General features: G+C 43.0%; 19 protein-coding genes and 1 other annotated feature. Of the genes, 4 read left to right on the top strand and 15 right to left on the bottom strand.

All coding sequences use genetic code 11. The annotated features are described in order from the left end of the window. Positions 1-180 precede the first annotated feature (180 nt). The 9 genes from mltG to AC3WTB_RS16735 all read right to left on the bottom strand — a co-directional run bounded on the left by mltG (position 181) and on the right by AC3WTB_RS16735 (position 9,700). On the bottom strand, positions 181-1,263 hold the full coding sequence (mltG, locus tag AC3WTB_RS16775) for an endolytic transglycosylase MltG (RefSeq protein ID WP_039180252.1): 1,083 nt from the start codon (positions 1,261-1,263) through the stop codon (positions 181-183). Positions 1,264-1,336: 73 nt separating this feature from the next. Beyond that, a complete protein-coding gene (locus tag AC3WTB_RS16770; RefSeq protein WP_492333983.1) occupies positions 1,337-2,425 on the bottom strand; it encodes an acetyl-CoA C-acyltransferase in 1,089 nt (362 codons plus the stop codon). Beyond that, positions 2,413-3,873, bottom strand: a complete 1,461-nt coding sequence (locus tag AC3WTB_RS16765; protein WP_411210538.1) for an acyl-CoA synthetase — start codon at positions 3,871-3,873, stop codon at positions 2,413-2,415. Before AC3WTB_RS16765 ends, AC3WTB_RS16770 begins: the two co-directional genes overlap by 13 nt. Beyond that, a complete protein-coding gene (locus AC3WTB_RS16760) occupies positions 3,873-4,439 on the bottom strand; it encodes a biotin transporter BioY (RefSeq protein WP_268465671.1) in 567 nt (188 codons plus the stop codon). The genes AC3WTB_RS16765 and AC3WTB_RS16760 overlap by 1 nt, the downstream gene beginning before the upstream one ends. A gap of 154 nt (positions 4,440-4,593) precedes the next feature. Continuing rightward, on the bottom strand, positions 4,594-4,875 hold the full coding sequence (locus AC3WTB_RS16755; protein WP_024423112.1) for a DUF1292 domain-containing protein: 282 nt from the start codon (positions 4,873-4,875) through the stop codon (positions 4,594-4,596). Between the two features lie 15 nt (positions 4,876-4,890). Continuing rightward, positions 4,891-5,307, bottom strand: coding sequence for a Holliday junction resolvase RuvX (gene ruvX / locus AC3WTB_RS16750; protein ID WP_034279935.1), 417 nt, complete (start codon positions 5,305-5,307; stop codon positions 4,891-4,893). Between the two features lie 3 nt (positions 5,308-5,310). Continuing rightward, positions 5,311-5,577 carry an IreB family regulatory phosphoprotein gene (locus AC3WTB_RS16745; RefSeq protein WP_008358522.1) on the bottom strand — a complete coding sequence of 89 codons (267 nt, stop codon included), beginning with the start codon at positions 5,575-5,577 and terminating at the stop codon, positions 5,311-5,313. A gap of 89 nt (positions 5,578-5,666) precedes the next feature. Continuing rightward, entirely contained in the window at positions 5,667-8,303 is a 2,637-nt protein-coding gene (alaS, locus tag AC3WTB_RS16740; protein ID WP_492333982.1) for an alanine--tRNA ligase, read from the bottom strand. A gap of 80 nt (positions 8,304-8,383) precedes the next feature. Then, positions 8,384-8,591, bottom strand: a binding site (T-box leader). A gap of 44 nt (positions 8,592-8,635) precedes the next feature. After that, positions 8,636-9,700 carry an AI-2E family transporter gene (locus AC3WTB_RS16735; protein ID WP_058839007.1) on the bottom strand — a complete coding sequence of 355 codons (1,065 nt, stop codon included), beginning with the start codon at positions 9,698-9,700 and terminating at the stop codon, positions 8,636-8,638. A gap of 230 nt (positions 9,701-9,930) precedes the next feature. On the opposite strand from AC3WTB_RS16735, the gene AC3WTB_RS16730 reads away from it, so the two are divergent. The 4 genes from AC3WTB_RS16730 (at position 9,931) to AC3WTB_RS16715 (ending at position 12,879) form a co-directional block, all read left to right on the top strand. Beyond that, positions 9,931-10,659 carry an amino acid ABC transporter ATP-binding protein gene (locus tag AC3WTB_RS16730; RefSeq protein ID WP_024423116.1) on the top strand — a complete coding sequence of 243 codons (729 nt, stop codon included), beginning with the start codon at positions 9,931-9,933 and terminating at the stop codon, positions 10,657-10,659. 13 nt (positions 10,660-10,672) lie between these two features. After that, positions 10,673-11,482: a transporter substrate-binding domain-containing protein gene (locus tag AC3WTB_RS16725; protein ID WP_492333981.1), complete on the top strand. Its 810-nt coding sequence runs from the start codon at positions 10,673-10,675 to the stop codon at positions 11,480-11,482. Positions 11,483-11,559: 77 nt separating this feature from the next. After that, complete coding sequence (locus tag AC3WTB_RS16720; RefSeq protein WP_039180271.1) at positions 11,560-12,213, top strand: amino acid ABC transporter permease; 654 nt, start codon at positions 11,560-11,562, stop codon at positions 12,211-12,213. Positions 12,214-12,228: 15 nt separating this feature from the next. Then, the gene (locus AC3WTB_RS16715; protein ID WP_024427867.1) at positions 12,229-12,879 is read left to right on the top strand and encodes an amino acid ABC transporter permease; all 651 of its coding nucleotides are present in this window, start codon (positions 12,229-12,231) and stop codon (positions 12,877-12,879) included. A gap of 82 nt (positions 12,880-12,961) precedes the next feature. On the opposite strand, the gene AC3WTB_RS16710 is transcribed toward AC3WTB_RS16715, so the two are convergent. The 6 genes from AC3WTB_RS16710 to mnmA all read right to left on the bottom strand — a co-directional run bounded on the left by AC3WTB_RS16710 (position 12,962) and on the right by mnmA (position 18,342). Further along, positions 12,962-13,093, bottom strand: coding sequence for a YrzQ family protein (locus AC3WTB_RS16710; RefSeq protein ID WP_064497881.1), 132 nt, complete (start codon positions 13,091-13,093; stop codon positions 12,962-12,964). Between the two features lie 20 nt (positions 13,094-13,113). After that, positions 13,114-13,305: a YrzR-like zinc ribbon domain gene (locus AC3WTB_RS16705; protein ID WP_003216308.1), complete on the bottom strand. Its 192-nt coding sequence runs from the start codon at positions 13,303-13,305 to the stop codon at positions 13,114-13,116. Between the two features lie 13 nt (positions 13,306-13,318). After that, positions 13,319-13,837, bottom strand: coding sequence for a PRC-barrel domain-containing protein (locus tag AC3WTB_RS16700; protein ID WP_052196552.1), 519 nt, complete (start codon positions 13,835-13,837; stop codon positions 13,319-13,321). A gap of 268 nt (positions 13,838-14,105) precedes the next feature. Further along, the gene (gene recD2 / locus AC3WTB_RS16695) at positions 14,106-16,490 is read right to left on the bottom strand and encodes an SF1B family DNA helicase RecD2 (protein ID WP_024423121.1); all 2,385 of its coding nucleotides are present in this window, start codon (positions 16,488-16,490) and stop codon (positions 14,106-14,108) included. A gap of 19 nt (positions 16,491-16,509) precedes the next feature. Continuing rightward, entirely contained in the window at positions 16,510-17,163 is a 654-nt protein-coding gene (locus AC3WTB_RS16690; RefSeq protein ID WP_025092425.1) for a tetratricopeptide repeat protein, read from the bottom strand. Positions 17,164-17,223: 60 nt separating this feature from the next. After that, complete coding sequence (gene mnmA, locus AC3WTB_RS16685) at positions 17,224-18,342, bottom strand: tRNA 2-thiouridine(34) synthase MnmA (protein WP_039180282.1); 1,119 nt, start codon at positions 18,340-18,342, stop codon at positions 17,224-17,226. Between the last annotated feature and the right edge of the window lie 23 nt (positions 18,343-18,365).

The following is an 18,365-nucleotide window of genomic DNA, read 5'->3' as shown; positions in this document are numbered from 1 at the left end:
AAGAGTCCTGCATATTGCAGCTCTCTTTCTCGTCAATCTTTCGTTCATCTAAGTAAAAACAACCCGATATATTTTACCACAAAGAAGTGGTAATTGCGAACCTATAAAATGGATATTCCAACGAAAAAAAACTGCAGGCAATCTCGTATTGTCTACAGTCTTTTTCGATTCACTTGTACGTTAATTGCTGCCTGTGATGTATTTCGCTTTTGCTTTATTATGCTCATTTAACGTTTTCGTAAATACGACTTCTCCATTTTTCTTCGCAAGGAAGTAAACGTAATCCGTTTTCTCTGGATGCAGTGCTGCTTTCCAAGAGGATTCACCAGCATTTGCAATAGGTCCAGGCGGCAGCCCTTTGTTGTTATACGTGTTATAAGGAGATTTCACTTTTAGGTCTTTGTAATAAACGCGGGATTTATGCTCACCAAGTGCATAAAGAACGGTTGGGTCAGTTTGAAGCGGCATGTCCTTTTTCAACCGGTTATAGAATACACTTGAGATTTTTGCCCGATCTGTCTTTTCTGTTGCTTCCATTTCAATGAGTGATGCCATCGTTAACACATCATGTATGGACATGTTTCTCTTTTTCATGTCTTTTTCATACGTTTTCACGTATTGATCTGTTTGTTTAATCATCGTTTCAATGATCGTCTCGAGTGATTCATCCTCACGATAAAATGGATACGTAGCAGGGAATAAGTAACCCTCTAACGGATGTTTCACCTGTTTCCCATTCACCTGTGATGTCACGGTTTTCGGATATTTTTTCATTAGTGTTTGAATAAAAGCAGGATCATCCAGCTTTGCTTCAACTTCCTTCGCTGAAAAATTCGTCTGATTTGCAATAATCGCTGCAATATCAGACAGCTGTCTTCCCTCTGGAATCACAAGCTGAAAGGCGTAATCTGTTCCGCCAGATGTCAGCTTTTTGATCAGCGTGTCTGCGTCCATTGTTTGTTTCAAATGAAAATAACCCGCTTTAAAGCCGGACGCATTTTTGTATTTCGCATAATAAGTGAAAATCGTGTCATTCGAAATGAGCCCATTTTCTTTTAAAATGCCCGCAATTTCGCGCACAGATGTCCCATTTGGAATATGAATATTAATCGTTTGTTTACTTTTTTGATCGACCGGTCCGAGTGCTGATTTAACATATAAAAAGCCTGATAATGCTGCAATGATGATGACAGCAAGGACAGATAACAGGACGATCCCCATTTTTCTTTTGAAGAATGGTCGTTTCTTTTGTTCTGAAAACATGCATGGCCCTCCTCACATCTAGCTTTTATAGTACATGATTCGACGGAGTTCGGCAATTCCTTGCTCATGCATGTCATGACAAAACTTGCCACAAAACGGCTAAACCAACACCGCCACCGCTTCCAATAGCAGCCATGACATAGCTTCCCTTCGGTAAAGTGTGCGCTTCATAAAATAATCTCACCATCATAGCAGCTCCTGACGCGCTGTATGGATGCCCAAGGCATAGTGCACCGCCTCTTCTATTGATCCGGTCATATGGTATCCCCAGCGTGCGGGCAATAAGTGCTGCTTTCAGCGCAAATGCTTCATTGATTTCAAATAGCGCCACTTCCTCTGCCTTGATGTTCTCTTGATGTAAAAGTTTCTTGATCGCATCAATTGGTGAAGCAGCTGGAAAATGAGGATGTATCGCTGTCACAGCACTTCCGGCATACCGTAACATTGCCTTACATCCACTTGCTTCCGCTAACGATCTTTCCATCACAGCGACAGCAGCTGCTCCGTCTGCTTCCTTACAGCTATTGGCGGTGGTCACAGTTCCTTTCCCCGGCAAAAATACAGGTTTTGCCCGCTTGATCAGCTTTGTCATCGGTCTTATTTTAGCAGCTGCTTGATCTATACTCAGCCCGTCAACCGAAACGATTTCTTCTGCATATGTACCATGTTTGAATGCCGCTAAACTTCTTTCCCAGCTTAAAAGGGCATAGTCATCTTGTTCTTTTCTTGTAACAGAAAATGCCGACGCGGTCAGCTCTGCTGCTTCTCCCATATGTGGATCTCCTATCCACTCCGGTGAAAAGCGGGCTCTTTCTTTCATTGGTGATCTGGAAATGCTCTCAGTCCCGCCAGCGATATACATCGAGCCCTCCCCCGATTGAACCATGATGCAAGCTGTTCGGATCGCTTCAAGACCAGAGGCACATTGCCTGTCAATCGTCATACCGGGAACGTGTAAAGGAAGCCCTGCTTCTAATGAGGACAGACGGGCCATATTTCCACCGCCTCCGACGACATTGCCTAATATGACGTCATCTGGTGTCATGTTCTGAGACAAATGCCGAATAAGGGGAGCGGCTAATTGCTCTGGGCGATAATCTTTCAGCATCCCATTTTTGTCACCGAAGGGTGTTCGTTTTGCTTGTACGATCATCGCTTGCATGACAATTGCTCCTCCGCCCACCTTTTCATGCTCACGCGGGCAATTTTTCCGCCGGATGTTTCAATCATTTGATCAATCATAAGCCATTTTTTTGGTACCTTGTAGGCCGCAAGCTTTTCTTTAACAGCTTGTCGAACCACCTTTATTTGCTGCACTTGCTCCAGTATGGCAACAGGGATTTCACCCCAATATGGGTCAGGAACGCCCACCACAATCGACCGCTTCACCTCTGGCTGTTCATTTAGCACACGCTCAATTTCCTCTGGGAAAATATTCAGACCTCCATAGACGATCATGCCATTCTCACGACCGCTCATATACAGATAACCGTCTTCATCCAGCCATCCCATATCGTAAACTGTCAGCCACTCCTGCGGCGGTTTCTCCTCATGTAAGTAACCTGAAAAAGTCATTGGGCTCTTTACATAAATCCTTCCTGTTTCATTTGGCTGACAGACAGATTGATCGGGCCGCCTTACTTCTACTTGAATGGAGGAGAAAGGCCGTCCAACAGAAGAAGGTTTTTGCAGAAAGTCATTTGAAGACAAATAAGAGACAAAACTTAACTCTGATGTGCCATAAAAATCAAAAAAAGTGATATGTGGATAGTTGGAGACGAGCTGTTCTTTTGACGAGATGCTCCAATCTGCTCCCGATGACATGACAAGAAGCGGATTGTCTTCTTTAAAAGCATCGATTTGCAGTAACGTTTCTGTCATTGTTGGGACAGTATACATCACGGTGATATCACCTGTCTCTAAGGCTTGCTTCGCTTTTCCCGGCACAAATTTTTCTAAAAGTGTCACTGTGCCGCCAAAGTATAATGTACTGATGGCACCATATAAAAAGTGAGAGGATAAGAGTGTACCTAATATAAGAGCATGATCTTGATGAGTGATTCCAAATGAAGCAGCTGTCATTCGAAAGCTCTCGATCCATGATTGCTGACGTCTAATAAAGGCTTTCGGTGAGCCTGTTGAACCTGACGTAAATCCCATATAAAAGACAGGGTCCTTCTCGGTATCGCAGGTGTTATATGGTCTGTCTGTGAGAAAGCTCATTCTTTCCTTCCATTCAGATAAAGAAAGAATCGGCATGTCCACGCTTCCCTGTTCAAATCTTTTCATCAATCGATCCTCTATAATGGCGAGATCCGCCTCACTTAACAAGAGCTTTTCGACACATTCTTCATGACTCCATCTCGGATCAAGCGGAACGGCTGTCCACCCTGCACAAGCAGCGCCCGCAAATATTTGCAAAAAAGAAACACCATTTGATAATAAAAAAGCGATTCTTTTTTGCTGATGAGCCGTTCCTTGTAACCACTGTGCCGCTCTCTGCACACGTTCATACCAATCTTCATATGTAATGCTTTCTTGCTCATCTATGATGGCAATCTGATCTCGTTTCATTTCTGCATGTACTGCATAGCTTTCCGTTATTCTGATCAAACTGCTCGCCTCCCTTTAGGCAAATCCCTTTTTCGATAGGACATGGCCTGAATGATTTTGACCGTAAAGACAGCACACATTCCCGCTTTGATGAAATCACCTGGAAGATAAATCAGACTAAGAAAAGCGGCCTGTGACACCTTAATATGCATCATCATGGCTTGAAAAGGAATACCGCACATATACAAAATCACAATACTGCAAACCGCATAGATCACAAAAAGACGCAGTGCGGTTACTTTTTTCAGCCGGTTCACCCATAAGCTGATCATGAAGGCAGCAACAGGATAAGCAAGAAGAAAACCACCGCTTGGACCAAAAAAGACCCCTATCCCGCCTCTCCCACCTGACAAAAGAGGTGCGCCTGCTGCCACAACCAAAAGAAAAAGACATAAACTGATCAGTGCTTGTTTTGGCTTTAACAGCCCCCCAGCAAGCAAAAGACCTGCGGTTTGCAATGTAATCGGTACAGGTGTAAATGTCAGTAAAATCGGCGGGATCAAGCCTAACATCCCGATAACCGCTGTCATTAACGCTATTTGCATCATATCTTGAATTCTCAATCTTCATGCCCCTCACTCAATTTATTGTTAAAAATAGAGTAAAAGGTACAGTTCATTATGTCAACATGAAATAATTTTAAGTTAACATAATGATCGTAAAAAAAGACCTGTGAAGAAAGATCAAGAAGATCTGTTCACAGGCCTTTTATTCGTTCTATTCTTCGTCTTCTTGATCTAAGAACGTGTTTAACGTTTCTTCAATCATGTCCCACTCTTCATCCGTTTCAATCGGCTCTAGCTCGCCATCTTCCCCGTCTTCGTTCGGTGTGAAGCTTGATGCATGAATTTCAATTTCCTCATTGTCTTGCTCAGAAATTGGGTAGTAAAGAACATAAGATTTGTTAAAATGGTCGCTTTCAAAAGTAAATAGTACTTCGCAAAGCTGTTCATTTCCATTATCATCAACGATTGTAATTTGCTTTTCTCCGTGTTCCATTTGATTCACCTCATTTTAATTTAAGCTGTCTAAATATCCTTGCAGGATCATGACAGCCGCCATTTTATCAATGACTTTTTTACGCTTTTGTCTGCTCACATCTGCAGAGATGAGCATTTTTTCCGCTGCCATTGTTGACAGACGCTCGTCCCAAAGCACAACAGGAACATTGTACGTGTTTTCTAGCACTTTCGCAAATGATTGGCTGGCTTCGCCTCTAGGACCGACCGTGCCGTTCATATTTTTTGGAAAGCCAAGTACAATTTTATCCGCTCCATATTCTGCAACAATCTCAGACAGGCGGCTGAGACCAAAGTCTCCGCCTGCTTCATCAATTTTAATTGTTTCAATCCCTTGCGCTGTCCATCCCATTTCATCACTGATCGCAACACCAAGGGTTTTCGTGCCTAAATCTAAGCCTAAAATTCTCATGTTTTACGCCTCTTTATGTGTCTCTAAGTACGATTTAACCAATTCCTCAATTAATTCGTCTCGTTCTAGTTTACGAATTAGGTTGCGTGCATCCTGATGTCTTGGAATATAAGCAGGGTCGCCTGACAGCAAGTATCCGACAATTTGATTGATCGGGTTGTATCCTTTTTCTTGGAGTGCGTCATGAACTGTAATGAGCACTTCATTCACATTGGTTTCAGCTGAATCATCAGAGAAGTTAAACTTCATTGTCTTATCAAATGAACTCACTGCTTCTTGCACCTCTCTTCCAACATTCTACTAGCAAGCTTTTTTCTAACCGCTCATCTAATACCATTATTCTACACTACATCGCCTGATTATAAAACGGATTTGACAGATTCTTCGACAGATGCCAGTGCTTCTTCAAGTTTTTCTGGTTGTTTTCCGCCTGCTTGTGCCATATCTGGACGTCCGCCTCCGCCTCCGCCGCAGATTTCAGCTGCCTGCTTCACAAGCTTCCCTGCATGCAGACCTTTTTCGATCACGTCTTTTGTCACTCCTGCTGAAATGTTTACTTTTCCGTTTTGAACGGCTCCCAGGACGATGACAGCTGATCCTAATTTAGCTTTCAAGTCATCAACCATTGTTCTTAAATGGTTCATGTCTTTAGCATTTACTTTTTCAGTTAATACTTTCACTCCGGCAATTTCAGTCACTTTCTCTAAAATAGAGCCTGCTTCTGCTTGGCTTAATTTCGCAAGAAGAGATTCGTTTTCTCTTTGAACCTCTTTTAAATCCGCCTGTAATGAAGCGATTCGTTTTGGTACGTCCTTCGTATTTGACTTCAGCTCACTTGCTGCCTGCTCTAAAATCGCCAGCTGGTCATTTAATTCTTCATAGGCACCTTGACCAGTCACAGCTTCAATACGGCGTGTTCCAGCACCAATACCCGACTCAGACGCAATTTTAAACAAACCGATTTCCGCAGTGTTTTGCACGTGACAGCCGCCGCATAGCTCGATGCTGTAATCGCCGACTTGGACTACGCGGACAATATCGCCATACTTTTCGCCAAACAGCGCCATTGCGCCCATTTCTTTTGCTTCAGCAATTGGCTTCAGGTCAATCGCAACCGAAATGCCTTCCCAAATCTTTTCGTTCACGATTTTTTCAATTTGAGACAATTCTTCTTTCGTCACTTGTCCAAAGTGAGAGAAATCAAAACGAAGTCTGTTTTCATTCACCAATGACCCTGCTTGGTTCACGTGACTGCCTAATACATCTTTTAGCGCCTGATGCAGAAGGTGTGTCGCTGTATGGTTTTTCACAATGCCTTTTCGAAGAGCTGATTCCACTTCTGCAGTGACTTCGAGACCTTTTTGAGCCGTACCGCTTACGACGACTCCTTCATGGACATGCTGACCGTTTGGCGCTTTTTTCACATCTTTGATCTCAATGATGGCTTCTGCACTTTTTAGTGTCCCTTTATCCGCTACTTGTCCGCCGCTTTCCGCATAGAATGGAGTTTCATCTAACAAGATTTGCACCGTGTCTCCTTCATGTGCTTCCGAGACAATTTCACCATTTTGAAGCAATTCAATGATACGGGCATCTGCTGTTAGATTTTCATAGCCAACGAAGGTGCTTTCTACTTTAATATCGCCTAGAGCGCCGCCTTGAACCTGCATACTGCCGACATCTTGTCTCGCATTTCTTGCTCGTTCACGCTGCTTCTCCATTTCCGCTTGGAAGCCTTCTCGATCAACTGTCATGTTCTCATCTTCTGCGTATTCTTCTGTTAGCTCGACAGGGAATCCATACGTATCATACAGCTTAAATACATCTTCACCTGAAATTTGTGAGCTGCCTTTGTCTCTTTCTTTTTTGATCACTTCTGACAAAATGGCTAACCCTTCGTTCAGTGTTTCGTGGAAACGTTCTTCTTCGTTTTTGATGACTTTCGCAATAAATTCTTCTTTTGCTTGTACATCTGGGTAGAAATCCTTCATGATTTCAGCAACAACTGGCACTAAATCATACATAAACGGACGGTGGATATGGATTGTTTTTGCATAACGCACAGCGCGGCGCAGCAAACGTCTTAATACATACCCGCGGCCTTCATTGGAAGGAAGCGCTCCGTCACTTACAGCAAAGGCAACTGTCCGGATATGGTCAGCAATCACTTTGAATGCTGTATCCTTTTCCTTTGTTTCGCCATAGCTTTCTCCAGAGATCGTTTCGACTGCGCGAATAATTGGCATGAATAGGTCTGTATCGAAGTTCGTCGGCACATTTTGAATGACAGATACCATTCGTTCAAGACCCATCCCTGTATCAATGTTTTTCTTCGGCAGTGGTGTGTATGACCCATCTGGATTATGGTTGAATTCAGAGAACACAAGGTTCCATACTTCTAAATAACGCTCGTTTTCCCCGCCTGGATATAATTCTGGATCGTTCATGTCGTGACCGTATGATTCACCGCGGTCATAGAAAATTTCTGTATTTGGTCCGCTTGGGCCCTCGCCTATATCCCAGAAGTTGCCTTCCAGACGGATAATACGTTCTTCAGGCACACCAATTTTATCTCTCCAAAGGATATACGCTTCTTCGTCCTCTGGGTGGACTGTCACAGATAACAAATTCGGATCAAAGCCGATCCACTCTTCACTTGTGAGGAATTCCCACGCCCATTCAATGGCCTCTTCTTTAAAATAGTCACCAATAGAGAAGTTGCCAAGCATTTCAAAGAACGTGTGATGGCGTGCTGTCTTCCCTACATTTTCAATATCATTTGTACGAATCGATTTTTGCGCGTTGCAAATACGCGGATTTTCAGGTACGACGCGGCCATCAAAGTATTTTTTTAATGTTGCCACACCACTGTTGATCCATAAAAGTGTCGGATCGTCATGCGGTACAAGAGACGCACTCGGTTCTACAGCATGTCCTTTTTCTTTAAAGAAGTCTAAAAACATTTGACGTACTTGAGCTGAAGTTAAAGTTTTCATTCAAAAATCCTCCCTTATCATTCATCAATCTCCACACAAACGAAAAAACATCCCGCCCTATGCAAGCACAAAACGACTTACACAGGGACGAGATGTTCTCGCGGTACCACCCTGATTATAGACAAATTCGTCTATCACCTTCACATCCGATAACGCCGGAAGAGAGCGGCAGTGTTTATCTGCACTCGGGACTAGCTTCCGTTAAAGGTCTGATAAGGCTTTTCTCAGCAAATAAAGCCTCTCTCTGCAACAGCTTTTTAACGTACTCGGGTCCGTCATTGAATTTCAATATGTATGAATCGAAATTATTATAGACAACTCGGCTCGTCTTGTCAATGAACGCTTCGTCTCATCAGGATATATTGCACAATGATCACCCTGATAATTGCAGCTGCTGGTACGGCTAAAATCATCCCAATTAAGCCAAACAGCTCTCCTCCTGCAAGCAAGACAAGCATAATGACGACAGGATGCATATGAAGACTTCGCCCTACAATGATTGGGCTGAGGACATTGCTCTCTAAAAATTGCAGCACCGCTACTGTGATCAGCACAATGATGACCGATTTCACCGAGATGGTAAACGCAATAAAGATGGCAGGAACTGCGCCAATAATCGGTCCAAAATAAGGAATCACGTTCGTTGCCCCTATCAGCATCCCAAGAACAAGCGGATACGGGATATGAAAAAGCCAGAGCACAATGGCTGCTGCACCCCCGATTAAAGAACAGACAAGCAGCTGCCCTCGAATATAATCACCAAGCGATTCATCCACTGCTTTGACAAAAGCTTTTCCCCTCTTTCTAAATGATGGCGGCGTTAAATACCATGCCGCCCGCTTCATCGTGTTCATATCCTTCACCATATAAAAAACAAGAAAAGGAATGAGTGCTGCGACTAATGCGTAATCAAATAAAACCTTACAGCTAAGAATCATCCGCTCAGCACTATTGGCTGCATATGTCTCCGATTGAACAATGAAGCGGTCCAAGCGGTCGTGAAGTCCGTCAGGCCAGTGGCTCGTATGACGATGAATATGTGATAAAGCGCCATTATAAGTTTCGGCCAGGACCGGAATTTGTTCTGACAGCTCATTTAACTGTGCGATCATCACAGGCGCTCCTTTATAAACCGCAAACCCAATCCCGCCAAAAAACAGGACATAGATGAGTAAGAGACTGACTGTTCTCGGCAGCCCTCGTGCATGCAGTCTTTCAACAATCGGATAAAGCAGATAAGAAATAAAAATGGCAATGAGAAGCGGAATGAGAACCGCCTTCAGCAATAAAAAAACAGGCATCCATAACTCGTCGAGCTGCAGTAAAATGAGCAAGGATGCAAGGACAAGCAGGATCCCTGCAGCATATATCAGAAATTGGATCGGACGTTTCTTCACCTTTTTCACCTCTTTTCTTATTGTTTAACCATCTTCTGCAATTATCCACGTAAATAAAATTTGTCCTAACTTTGTTAAAAATGAATACACATGAAACATACAGCTCCATCCAAAGTCACTATTTGCTGTAAAATCTCGTCAGAAAATATTCCATCATTTACTTCTTTTTACACAAGTTGTGCTAGAATCCACTTTAGCTTTAGCCAATGAAACACAAGAGGAGGTTCTTCATGATCACATTCGAAGAAGTCAACAAGCATTATGGCCAGTTCCATGTACTTAAGGACATTAACCTACATATTCAAAAAGGGGAGGTTGTTGTGATCATCGGTCCTTCAGGATCTGGTAAAAGCACGATGCTCAGGTGTATCAATCGTCTTGAAAGCATTGATGCGGGAAAAGTTCTCGTCAACCAAGTGTCTGTTCAGCATCCGAAGACCAACATCAATCTTGTCAGGCAAAATATCGGAATGGTCTTTCAGCATTTTCACCTCTATCCGCATAAGACGGTGCTTGAAAACATTATGCTTGCGCCGATGAAGGTCAAAAAAGTGAGCAAAGAAGAAGCAAAGGAAACAGCTGAATTTTATTTAAATAAAGTCGGCATTCCTGAAAAAGCAGACACCTACCCTTCACGACTCTCAGGCGGACAGCAGCAGCGCGTTGCCATTGCAAGAGGGCTTGCGATGAAACCAGAGGTGATGCTTTTTGACGAACCGACATCTGCACTTGATCCAGAGATGATCGGCGAGGTATTAGATGTGATGAAGCAGCTGGCCCGTGAAGGCATGACCATGGTTGTTGTCACGCATGAGATGGGCTTTGCCCGTGAAGTGGCCGACCGCATTGTCTTTATTGATGAGGGCAGAATTCTTGAAGAATCAACACCGGCTGCATTTTATGAAAAACCGCAAGAGAAACGTGCTCAATTATTTTTAAGCCGTATTTTAAATCACTAGGGGGAATGGTTTAATGAAAAAAATGAAACGCTTTGGCCTGCTGCTCTTTATGACTTGCTGCATCGCCGCTTTGACTGCTTGTGGATCTACAGAAAAAGGTTCAACTGATGCAAAACAAGGAAGCTCATTAGAAACCATTAAGAAAGACAAAAAAATCATTTTCGGTGTAAAAAATGACACACGTCTATTCGGTCTAAAAAATCCGAGCAGCGGTGATATTGAAGGATTTGATATTGATATTGCAAAAGCCATCACAAAGGAAATACTCGGCGATGAAGGAAGAGCAGAATTTAAGGAAGTGACATCTAAAACAAGAATTCCCTTGCTTCAAAAAGGAGATATCCATGCGATTGTAGCCACCATGACAATTACAGAAGAGCGTAAAAAAGAAGTCAATTTCTCAGATGTTTACTTTGAAGCAGGACAATCACTGCTTGTAAAAAAAGGAAGCGACATTCAATCCATTGATGATCTTAAAAAAGGAACGAAGGTGCTGGCCGTGAAAGGATCTACTTCTTCTCAAAATATCCGTGAGAAAGCACCTGAAGTATCCGTATTAGAATTTGAGAACTATCAAGAGGCTTTTACAGCATTAAAATCAAATCAAGGGCAAGTGCTGACAACTGATAATGCAATCTTATTTGGTATGGCAGATGAGGATTCAAATTATGAAGTGGTCGGCGGCACCTTTACAGATGAGCCTTATGGCATTGCTGTGAAAAAAGGGGATCAAGAATTAACTGATGCGATCAATAAAGCCTTAAAAACGTTAAAAGACAATGGTGAATATGACAAAATTCTTAAAAAATGGATCAAAGAATAACATTTGATTGGTTAACATCAATGCCTCAGGTGAGCCGCTCAATGGCTCCCCTGTTGATCAGGAAGGAAGTGAACTGATTGCTGCGGTTTTCCATTCTCACTGAAAATTTTCATCTTTATTTAGAAGGCTTTAAATATACCATTGGTGCAAGTGTCATTGCTCTGATTGGAAGCTTTTTGATCGGTACACTCATTGCCATTATGAGAATTGCGCCATTTAGGCCGCTCAACTGGTTCGGAACGGCTTATGTGGAATTTATTCGGAATATTCCGTTATTATTGATCACCTTTGTTTTCTTCTTTGGTTTACCCGTGCTAGGTATTGTAGCAGATGGCTTTACTGCTGGGACGATTGCTCTTGCCATTTATACGTCTGCCTTTATTGCTGAAGCCATTCGTGCAGGGATACAAGCTGTACCGCTTGGACAAATGGAAGCAGCCCGCGCTTCAGGTCTGTCATATGGCGGGACGATGCGGTATATCATTTTGCCGCAGGCGATTAAAATCGTCATTCCCCCTCTTGGCAATCAATTTATTAACCTTGTCAAAAACTCCTCGATTTTGGGTGTCATTGCAGGGTTTGATCTCATGTATCAAGGTGACCTTATTGCATCTAGAACATTTGTGACGTTTGATGTCTACATCTTTGTTGCGATGTTCTATCTGCTATTAACCATTCCGCTTAGTCTAGGCGTTGGTTATTTAGAAAGAAGATTAGCAAGAAGCCACTAGAGAGGAGGAAATATCTTGGATTTTATAGGTGCCTACCAGCCTGATCATCTCGCCTTTTTACTTGAAGGATTTGCTGTCACCTTAAAAGTGGCTTTTATCTCCATCATTTTGAGCTTTATCATTGGATTAGTCGTCGGCACATTGCGGTTCGCTCAAATCCCGGTTTTATCAAAAGTGCTTGCGGTTGTTGTAGAAACCATTCGGAACCTGCCGCTTTTACTGATCATCTTTTTCACGTATTTTGCATTGCCTGAAATCGGCATCAAGCTAAGCATCACAGCCTCTGCCATTGCAGCTTTAACCGTGTTTGAATCCGCGATGCTGTCAGAAATTATTCGGAGCGGCCTTAAATCAATTGATAAGGGCCAGATCGAAGCAGCCAGGTCTTCTGGTTTAACCTATATTCAAACATTGAAAATGATTATTATGCCGCAGGCCCTGCGCAGAATGGTGCCGCCAATTGTCAGTCAATTCATATCTCTTTTAAAAGATACGTCGCTTGCCGTCGTCATTGCGCTTCCAGAATTATTACATCACGCACAAATATTAAACGGTCAAAGCCAATCCTATTTACTGCCGATTTTCCTATTGGCGGCTATGATGTATTTTGTCGTCAATTTCAGCTTATCCATTCTTGCAAGACGATTAGAATACAGGCAGGCGTAACAGCTCAGCTTATTGACAACCCTGTACCCCGGTTTGAAAAAAACAAAGGGCTAAAATGAAGATCATTTTAGCCCTTTTGTGTTTACATCATTCTCATAACACGTTTTTTTAGCTTTTTCATATCCCGCTTTGATGGCATATCATATCGGCTTGCAAAGTGATATGCAAGTGCACCTGCACCAAGCGTTAATAGTGAAGAAGTCATTTTGCCCATTCGAAATTCCCCCTTAACACTTATAGTTGAATTGAACGTTCATCGTCACTAAACAGATCATCTAAGCTGCTTAGTGTCCCGTCTTCCTCCACTTGGTGTGTCGATATTTTGCCTTTTGACAGCGTCAATTCAATAAAACAGCCCCAGCAATAATATTGATTGACCCCAATTTTTCCGATGTCTTTACATTTGCAATTTGGGCAAATGAGCATAATCAGCACCTCTTTACGTTCGGTTTAGAACCAGTGCTTCCTTTTGAACGTTCATCAAGGTTCCGGCAGCCTGCAGCTGTTTCCGAATCCCTGATAGCTCTGTAAAGAAGCCGTCCGAGAGTTCATATGCTACGATTGTGCCCGAATTTGTACAAAAGTATACATCTTCCAAAATGCCTAAATTTTCACCATCAGGCGACTGCATCATTTTCTTTTTTAATTTCGAAAATAACAAGAATGGAGCAGAGGAATCCATGCCTACTCCCTCCTGGCAGCTCACATATAAACCTTTGTCTGTCAGCTGATCAAATCCAGAGAATGGAATGAGTGCACAGTCTTTCTTTTTCCCCTCTAACACATATCCTCCGCAGCTGCCTCCGGCTAAAAAGCAAATATCTTTTATGGAACCAAGCGATTGGGACAGCTCATCTGAATAGATCGTCATTCCTTCAAGTTCTCGGCATGTTCTCAAAATGTGCTCAACCACCTTTTGCGGAACAGTCTTATCGTGTGCGTTTGCTTCATGACTCATACGAAGAAATGGCTTCCATGAACGGAATGGAAGAAGTTCTTTCCGCGCTAAAAGGCTTCCGTATGGAAGCCTCAGATTGTTGACAAAGGGCTAAAATGATCTTGATTTTAGCCCTTTGTCTTCTTTTCAGCGTGATAGAAAACCTTTGCAGTCTAAGAAAGACGAGCATCGGAGCGGAGCGAATTTGACATTCGTGAGCACCGGAGCGCAGGATTGACAACGAATGCGAGGGTTTGTCTACACGCTAAGGCTTCCATATGGAAGCCTTCTACTCGTGCATAAAATCAAACGGAGTGATTCCCTCCATGCCAATATTTGCGTCATGTACGCTAAACGGAAGCTCTTTTTGGAGCGCTTCAAGTTCTGCATCCATGATTTGTTCGGTTTGCACAAGCCGCATCGTTAAGGACGTTTGTCTGAGGGAATCCTCATTGTTTTTCACGCCCCACTCAAGCGCTGATTCCTCGCCGCACAGTATTAAAAACTTTTTACTTCGTGTAATCGCTGTGTACAGCAGATTCCGCCGAAGCATTCGGTAATAGCTCCTCACAACTGGCAGCACAACAATCGGAAATTCACTGCCTTGTGATTTGTGGATGGAGCAGCAATAGGCATGTGTAAATTGATGAAAATCCTTTTTCGTAAAGGTGATTTCATTTCCATCAAAGGAGATCACGGCCATGTCTTCTTTTTCTGTATTTTCTTTTGCATAAAAAATCGAGACAATTTCGCCGATATCGCCGTTAAAGATATTGTTCTCTGGCTGATTCACAAGCTGAAGCACTTTATCACCTGTTCGGTACACCACATCACCAAACGGGATTTCTCTGCCTTTTGGTTTTTTAGGATTCAAAATGTGCTGCAGCATTTTGTTGAGCTCATTGATGCCTGCTTTTCCTTTATACATTGGTGCGAGTACTTGAATGTCCTTTGCCGAAAACCCTTTTTGAGCAGCATTGCTGACGACTTTCTCAATGACTTCTTTCATTTGATCAGCTGAACATTGAATGAAGGACCGATCCTTTGAGCGTGCAGTAATATCCTTTGGCAGCACACCATTTTTCATATCATGGGCAAGTTCAACAATGGTTGAGCCGTCTGCCTGCCGGTAAATATCTGTCAGAGTAACAGCCGGCACAGCTTTTGAGGCAAGCAAATCCCGTAAAACTTGGCCTGGTCCGACAGATGGCAGCTGATGTTCATCCCCTACCATAATGACTTGGATATGATCAGGAATGGCTTTAAACAAATGATTCGCCAGCCAAATATCAAGCATACTTGATTCATCAATGATGACAAGCTTTCCTTCAATCGGCTGTTCTTCATCATGCGAGAAGCCCTCCGATCCGTTCCAGCCTAGCAGCCGGTGAATGGTGACAGCTGGAAGCCCTGTTGATTCTGTCATCCGTTTAGCCGCCCGTCCAGTTGGTGCCGCAAGTACAAATGGGAAGGATTCATCCTTTTTATAATCACTCGGATCAAGAGATACACCGTGAAGATCACTGTAAAGCTCGACAATTCCTTTAATGACCGTCGTCTTCCCTGTACCAGGTCCACCTGTTAAAAGCAGCATTGGGGACATGAGTGCCTTTTGAATTGCTTCCTTTTGTGTCGGTGCATACTGGACGCCTAACCGCTCCTCCAGCTCACCAAGTGCAAGCAGGAATTCTGATTCAGGAAATTGATCCGCGTATTCTGTTTGGGAGACGATTTTTTGAATGCGTTTGGCAACACTTTGCTCCGCATAAAATAAGGATGGATGATAGCAGCGGTCATCTTCAATGATCATTTCTTTTCCTTCGCCAAGTGCAATGATCTGATTGGCAACATCCATTTCAGTCACTTTGTAATCATTGCCTGTTTGGTTGAGCAGCTTGCGGGTTTCGACGATCAAATCTTTCGTTTGTATGTACGTATGACCGTCCTGAAGACTGGCTGTCTCCACTGTATATAGCAAGGCTGCGCGAATCCGCTCTGGATCATTACCTGAGATGCCTGTTCTAGCGCCGAGCTCATCCGCCTTAATAAATCCGATCCCCTCAACATCCTTAACAAGCTGATAGGGATTTTCCTCAATCTTTTGCAGCGTTTCACTCTCGTACACTTGGTAAATCTTCATGCTGAGCTGCGGACCAAAGCCATATTGATTCAGGCTGATCATGATTTGTTCCAGTCCTTGATGCTCCTGAAGCGCTGCGGCCAGCTTATCCGCCTTCTTTTTTGATAAACGCGGTACATCGTATAAAACAGCTGGGTCACGCATAATTTTATGAAGCGTTTGATTGCCAAGCTGTCCCACGATTTCTTCCGCCGTCTTTTTTCCTATCCCCTCAAATAAATCACTTGAGAGATAATGTATGATTCCTTGCTTCGTTGTCGGTACTTCCTTTTGAAAATGAGTGGCCTGAAACTGTTCACCAAATTTCGGATGGCTTGTGACTTTGCCATAAAAGGTGTAGGTTTCCTCCTCATGAAGTGCGGGGAAGTAGCCTGTGACAGATGCTGTTTTTTCCTCTAAGTTTTCCGATGTTTCAATGACTTTCACCTTTAACACCGAGTATAAATTACTTTCATTATGGAAAATAACGGCTTGAATGGTCCCCTTTAAAAACGGTTCGTCCTCAAGCTTCATTTGATCTGGATGTTCCTGCACAGGTCTTCCCTCCTTCCATCTATTCTGCCTCTTGAATCAGCTTTTGCGCATGTAGTGCCAGCATATGGTCAGGCTGCACGTCAATGGCTTTACCCAGCATCTCAAGCGCTTCGTCTTTTTTCTCTAAGTACGCATACGCAACCCCTAAATTATAAAAGGCGTCTGCATGCTGCGGATCACGCGTGATGACTTCAGTAAAAGTTGTCACCGCTTCTTCCAGCATGTGTTCATTGGCTAAGCACATGCCAAATTGGAATCTAGCTTCATTATCTTCTTCGTTTAATTCAACAGCACGCTGAAGATACGGCATCGCAAGCTTTGGCTGCTCTAATTTGATGAGCGTCTGCCCAAGCATATAAAACAAATCACTATTTTCCATGCCCGCTTTTAGTGCTTGTTCAAAGTAGTCTTTCGCTTTCATAAAGTCTTCTTTTAATGTATACACATTTCCTGCCCCGTAATAGGCTGCAGCTGCGGTGTGATCAAGTTCAATAGCTTTTTGAAAAAAGTTTAAAGCACGTTCAAATTCATTGATACTTGAAAGTAAGTTCGCAAAGTTAATATATGGAACCGGATCCTTCGGGCTTTCTTCGATCGCTTTTGTAAAAGCTTCAGCTGCTTTTTCGATATTCCCTTGATTCAAGGCTTCTATGCCGATTTCGTTATGATTCATTCGCTCTCTCATCCTTTCATTAAAAAACCTCAACAGCGACGTTGAGGTTTTGAAAACATGCTACACATACGACAGCTTTTGACCATCTTTGAAGACATCGTCAATTGTACCGCCGCCAAGACATTCGTCACCATCATAAAAAACAACCGCTTGTCCCGGGGTAACAGCACGAACAGGTTCATCAAAGATAACCATCGCTTCTTGCTCACCTGTCATTTTGACCTTCACATGGTGATCTTCTTGACGGTATCTGAATTTTGCTGTGCACGTTAATTCACCGTTTTCCCCGACAATATGAGGACGAGTCCAGCTGATATTAACGGCTGAAATGCTTTCAGAGTATAAAAGTGGATTGTGGAAGCCTTGTTCAACAAACAAGATGTTTTTCTCCAAGTCTTTCCCAACGACAAACCAAGGATCACCACTGCCGCCAATGCCAAGTCCTTGGCGCTGACCGATCGTGTAATACATCAGTCCATCGTGCTCCCCTTTTACTTCTCCGTCCATTGTCTGCATCACACCAGGCTGTGCAGGCAAATATTGACTGAGGAACGTTTTAAAGTTTCTCTCTCCAATAAAGCAGATACCTGTTGAGTCTTTTTTCGTTGCTGTTGCGAGCTCTGCTTCTTTTGCCAATTCACGAACCCTTTTTTTCTCTAAATCACCGATTGGGAACATGACTTTATCAAGTTGTTCCTGAGTCAGCTGATTTAAGAAATACGTTTGGTCTTTGTTTGCATCAAGACCTCGCAGCATTTTGACTTCATCACCAGTTCTATCAACACGAGCATAGTGTCCTGTTGCCAAATAATCCGCACCAAGTGACAATGCATGCTCAAGGAATGCCTTGAACTTAATTTCTTTGTTACACATGACATCTGGGTTTGGCGTTCTGCCCGCTTTATATTCATCAAGGAAATATTGAAACACTTTGTCCCAATATTGCTTCTCGAAATTTACTGCATAATATGGGATTCCAATTTGGTTACACACGCGGATGACATCCTCATAATCTTCCGTTGCTGTGCAAACACCATTTTCATCAGTGTCATCCCAGTTTTTCATAAATATGCCGATGACATCATAGCCTTGCTCCTTTAGCATAAGAGCGGCAACTGATGAATCGACTCCTCCGGACATACCGACCACAACTCTTGTATCTTCTGGTCTTTTTGTCATCTTCATCAACTCCAATTTCAATG

The sequence above is a fragment of the Bacillus sp. EB106-04-04-XG123 genome, from assembly GCF_058791855.1.
This window is presented reverse-complemented; position numbering and strand designations above follow the sequence as displayed.

What these genes read in the sequence shown, in the direction of transcription:
- AC3WTB_RS16725 (WP_492333981.1), top strand. Translation starts at nt 10,673, where the DNA reads ATGAAAAAAATGAAACGCTTTGGCCTGCTGCTCTTTATGACTTGCTGC.
- AC3WTB_RS16730 (WP_024423116.1), top strand. Translation starts at nt 9,931, where the DNA reads ATGATCACATTCGAAGAAGTCAACAAGCATTATGGCCAGTTCCATGTA.
- AC3WTB_RS16710 (WP_064497881.1), bottom strand. Translation starts at nt 13,093, where the DNA reads ATGGGCAAAATGACTTCTTCACTATTAACGCTTGGTGCAGGTGCACTT.
- mnmA (WP_039180282.1), bottom strand. Translation starts at nt 18,342, where the DNA reads ATGACAAAAAGACCAGAAGATACAAGAGTTGTGGTCGGTATGTCCGGA.
- AC3WTB_RS16705 (WP_003216308.1), bottom strand. Translation starts at nt 13,305, where the DNA reads ATGCTCATTTGCCCAAATTGCAAATGTAAAGACATCGGAAAAATTGGG.
- ruvX (WP_034279935.1), bottom strand. Translation starts at nt 5,307, where the DNA reads ATGAGAATTTTAGGCTTAGATTTAGGCACGAAAACCCTTGGTGTTGCG.
- AC3WTB_RS16770 (WP_492333983.1), bottom strand. Translation starts at nt 2,425, where the DNA reads ATGCAAGCGATGATCGTACAAGCAAAACGAACACCCTTCGGTGACAAA.
- mltG (WP_039180252.1), bottom strand. Translation starts at nt 1,263, where the DNA reads ATGTTTTCAGAACAAAAGAAACGACCATTCTTCAAAAGAAAAATGGGG.
- AC3WTB_RS16755 (WP_024423112.1), bottom strand. Translation starts at nt 4,875, where the DNA reads ATGGAACACGGAGAAAAGCAAATTACAATCGTTGATGATAATGGAAAT.
- AC3WTB_RS16690 (WP_025092425.1), bottom strand. Translation starts at nt 17,163, where the DNA reads ATGAATCATAACGAAATCGGCATAGAAGCCTTGAATCAAGGGAATATC.
- alaS (WP_492333982.1), bottom strand. Translation starts at nt 8,303, where the DNA reads ATGAAAACTTTAACTTCAGCTCAAGTACGTCAAATGTTTTTAGACTTC.
- AC3WTB_RS16700 (WP_052196552.1), bottom strand. Translation starts at nt 13,837, where the DNA reads ATGAGTCATGAAGCAAACGCACACGATAAGACTGTTCCGCAAAAGGTG.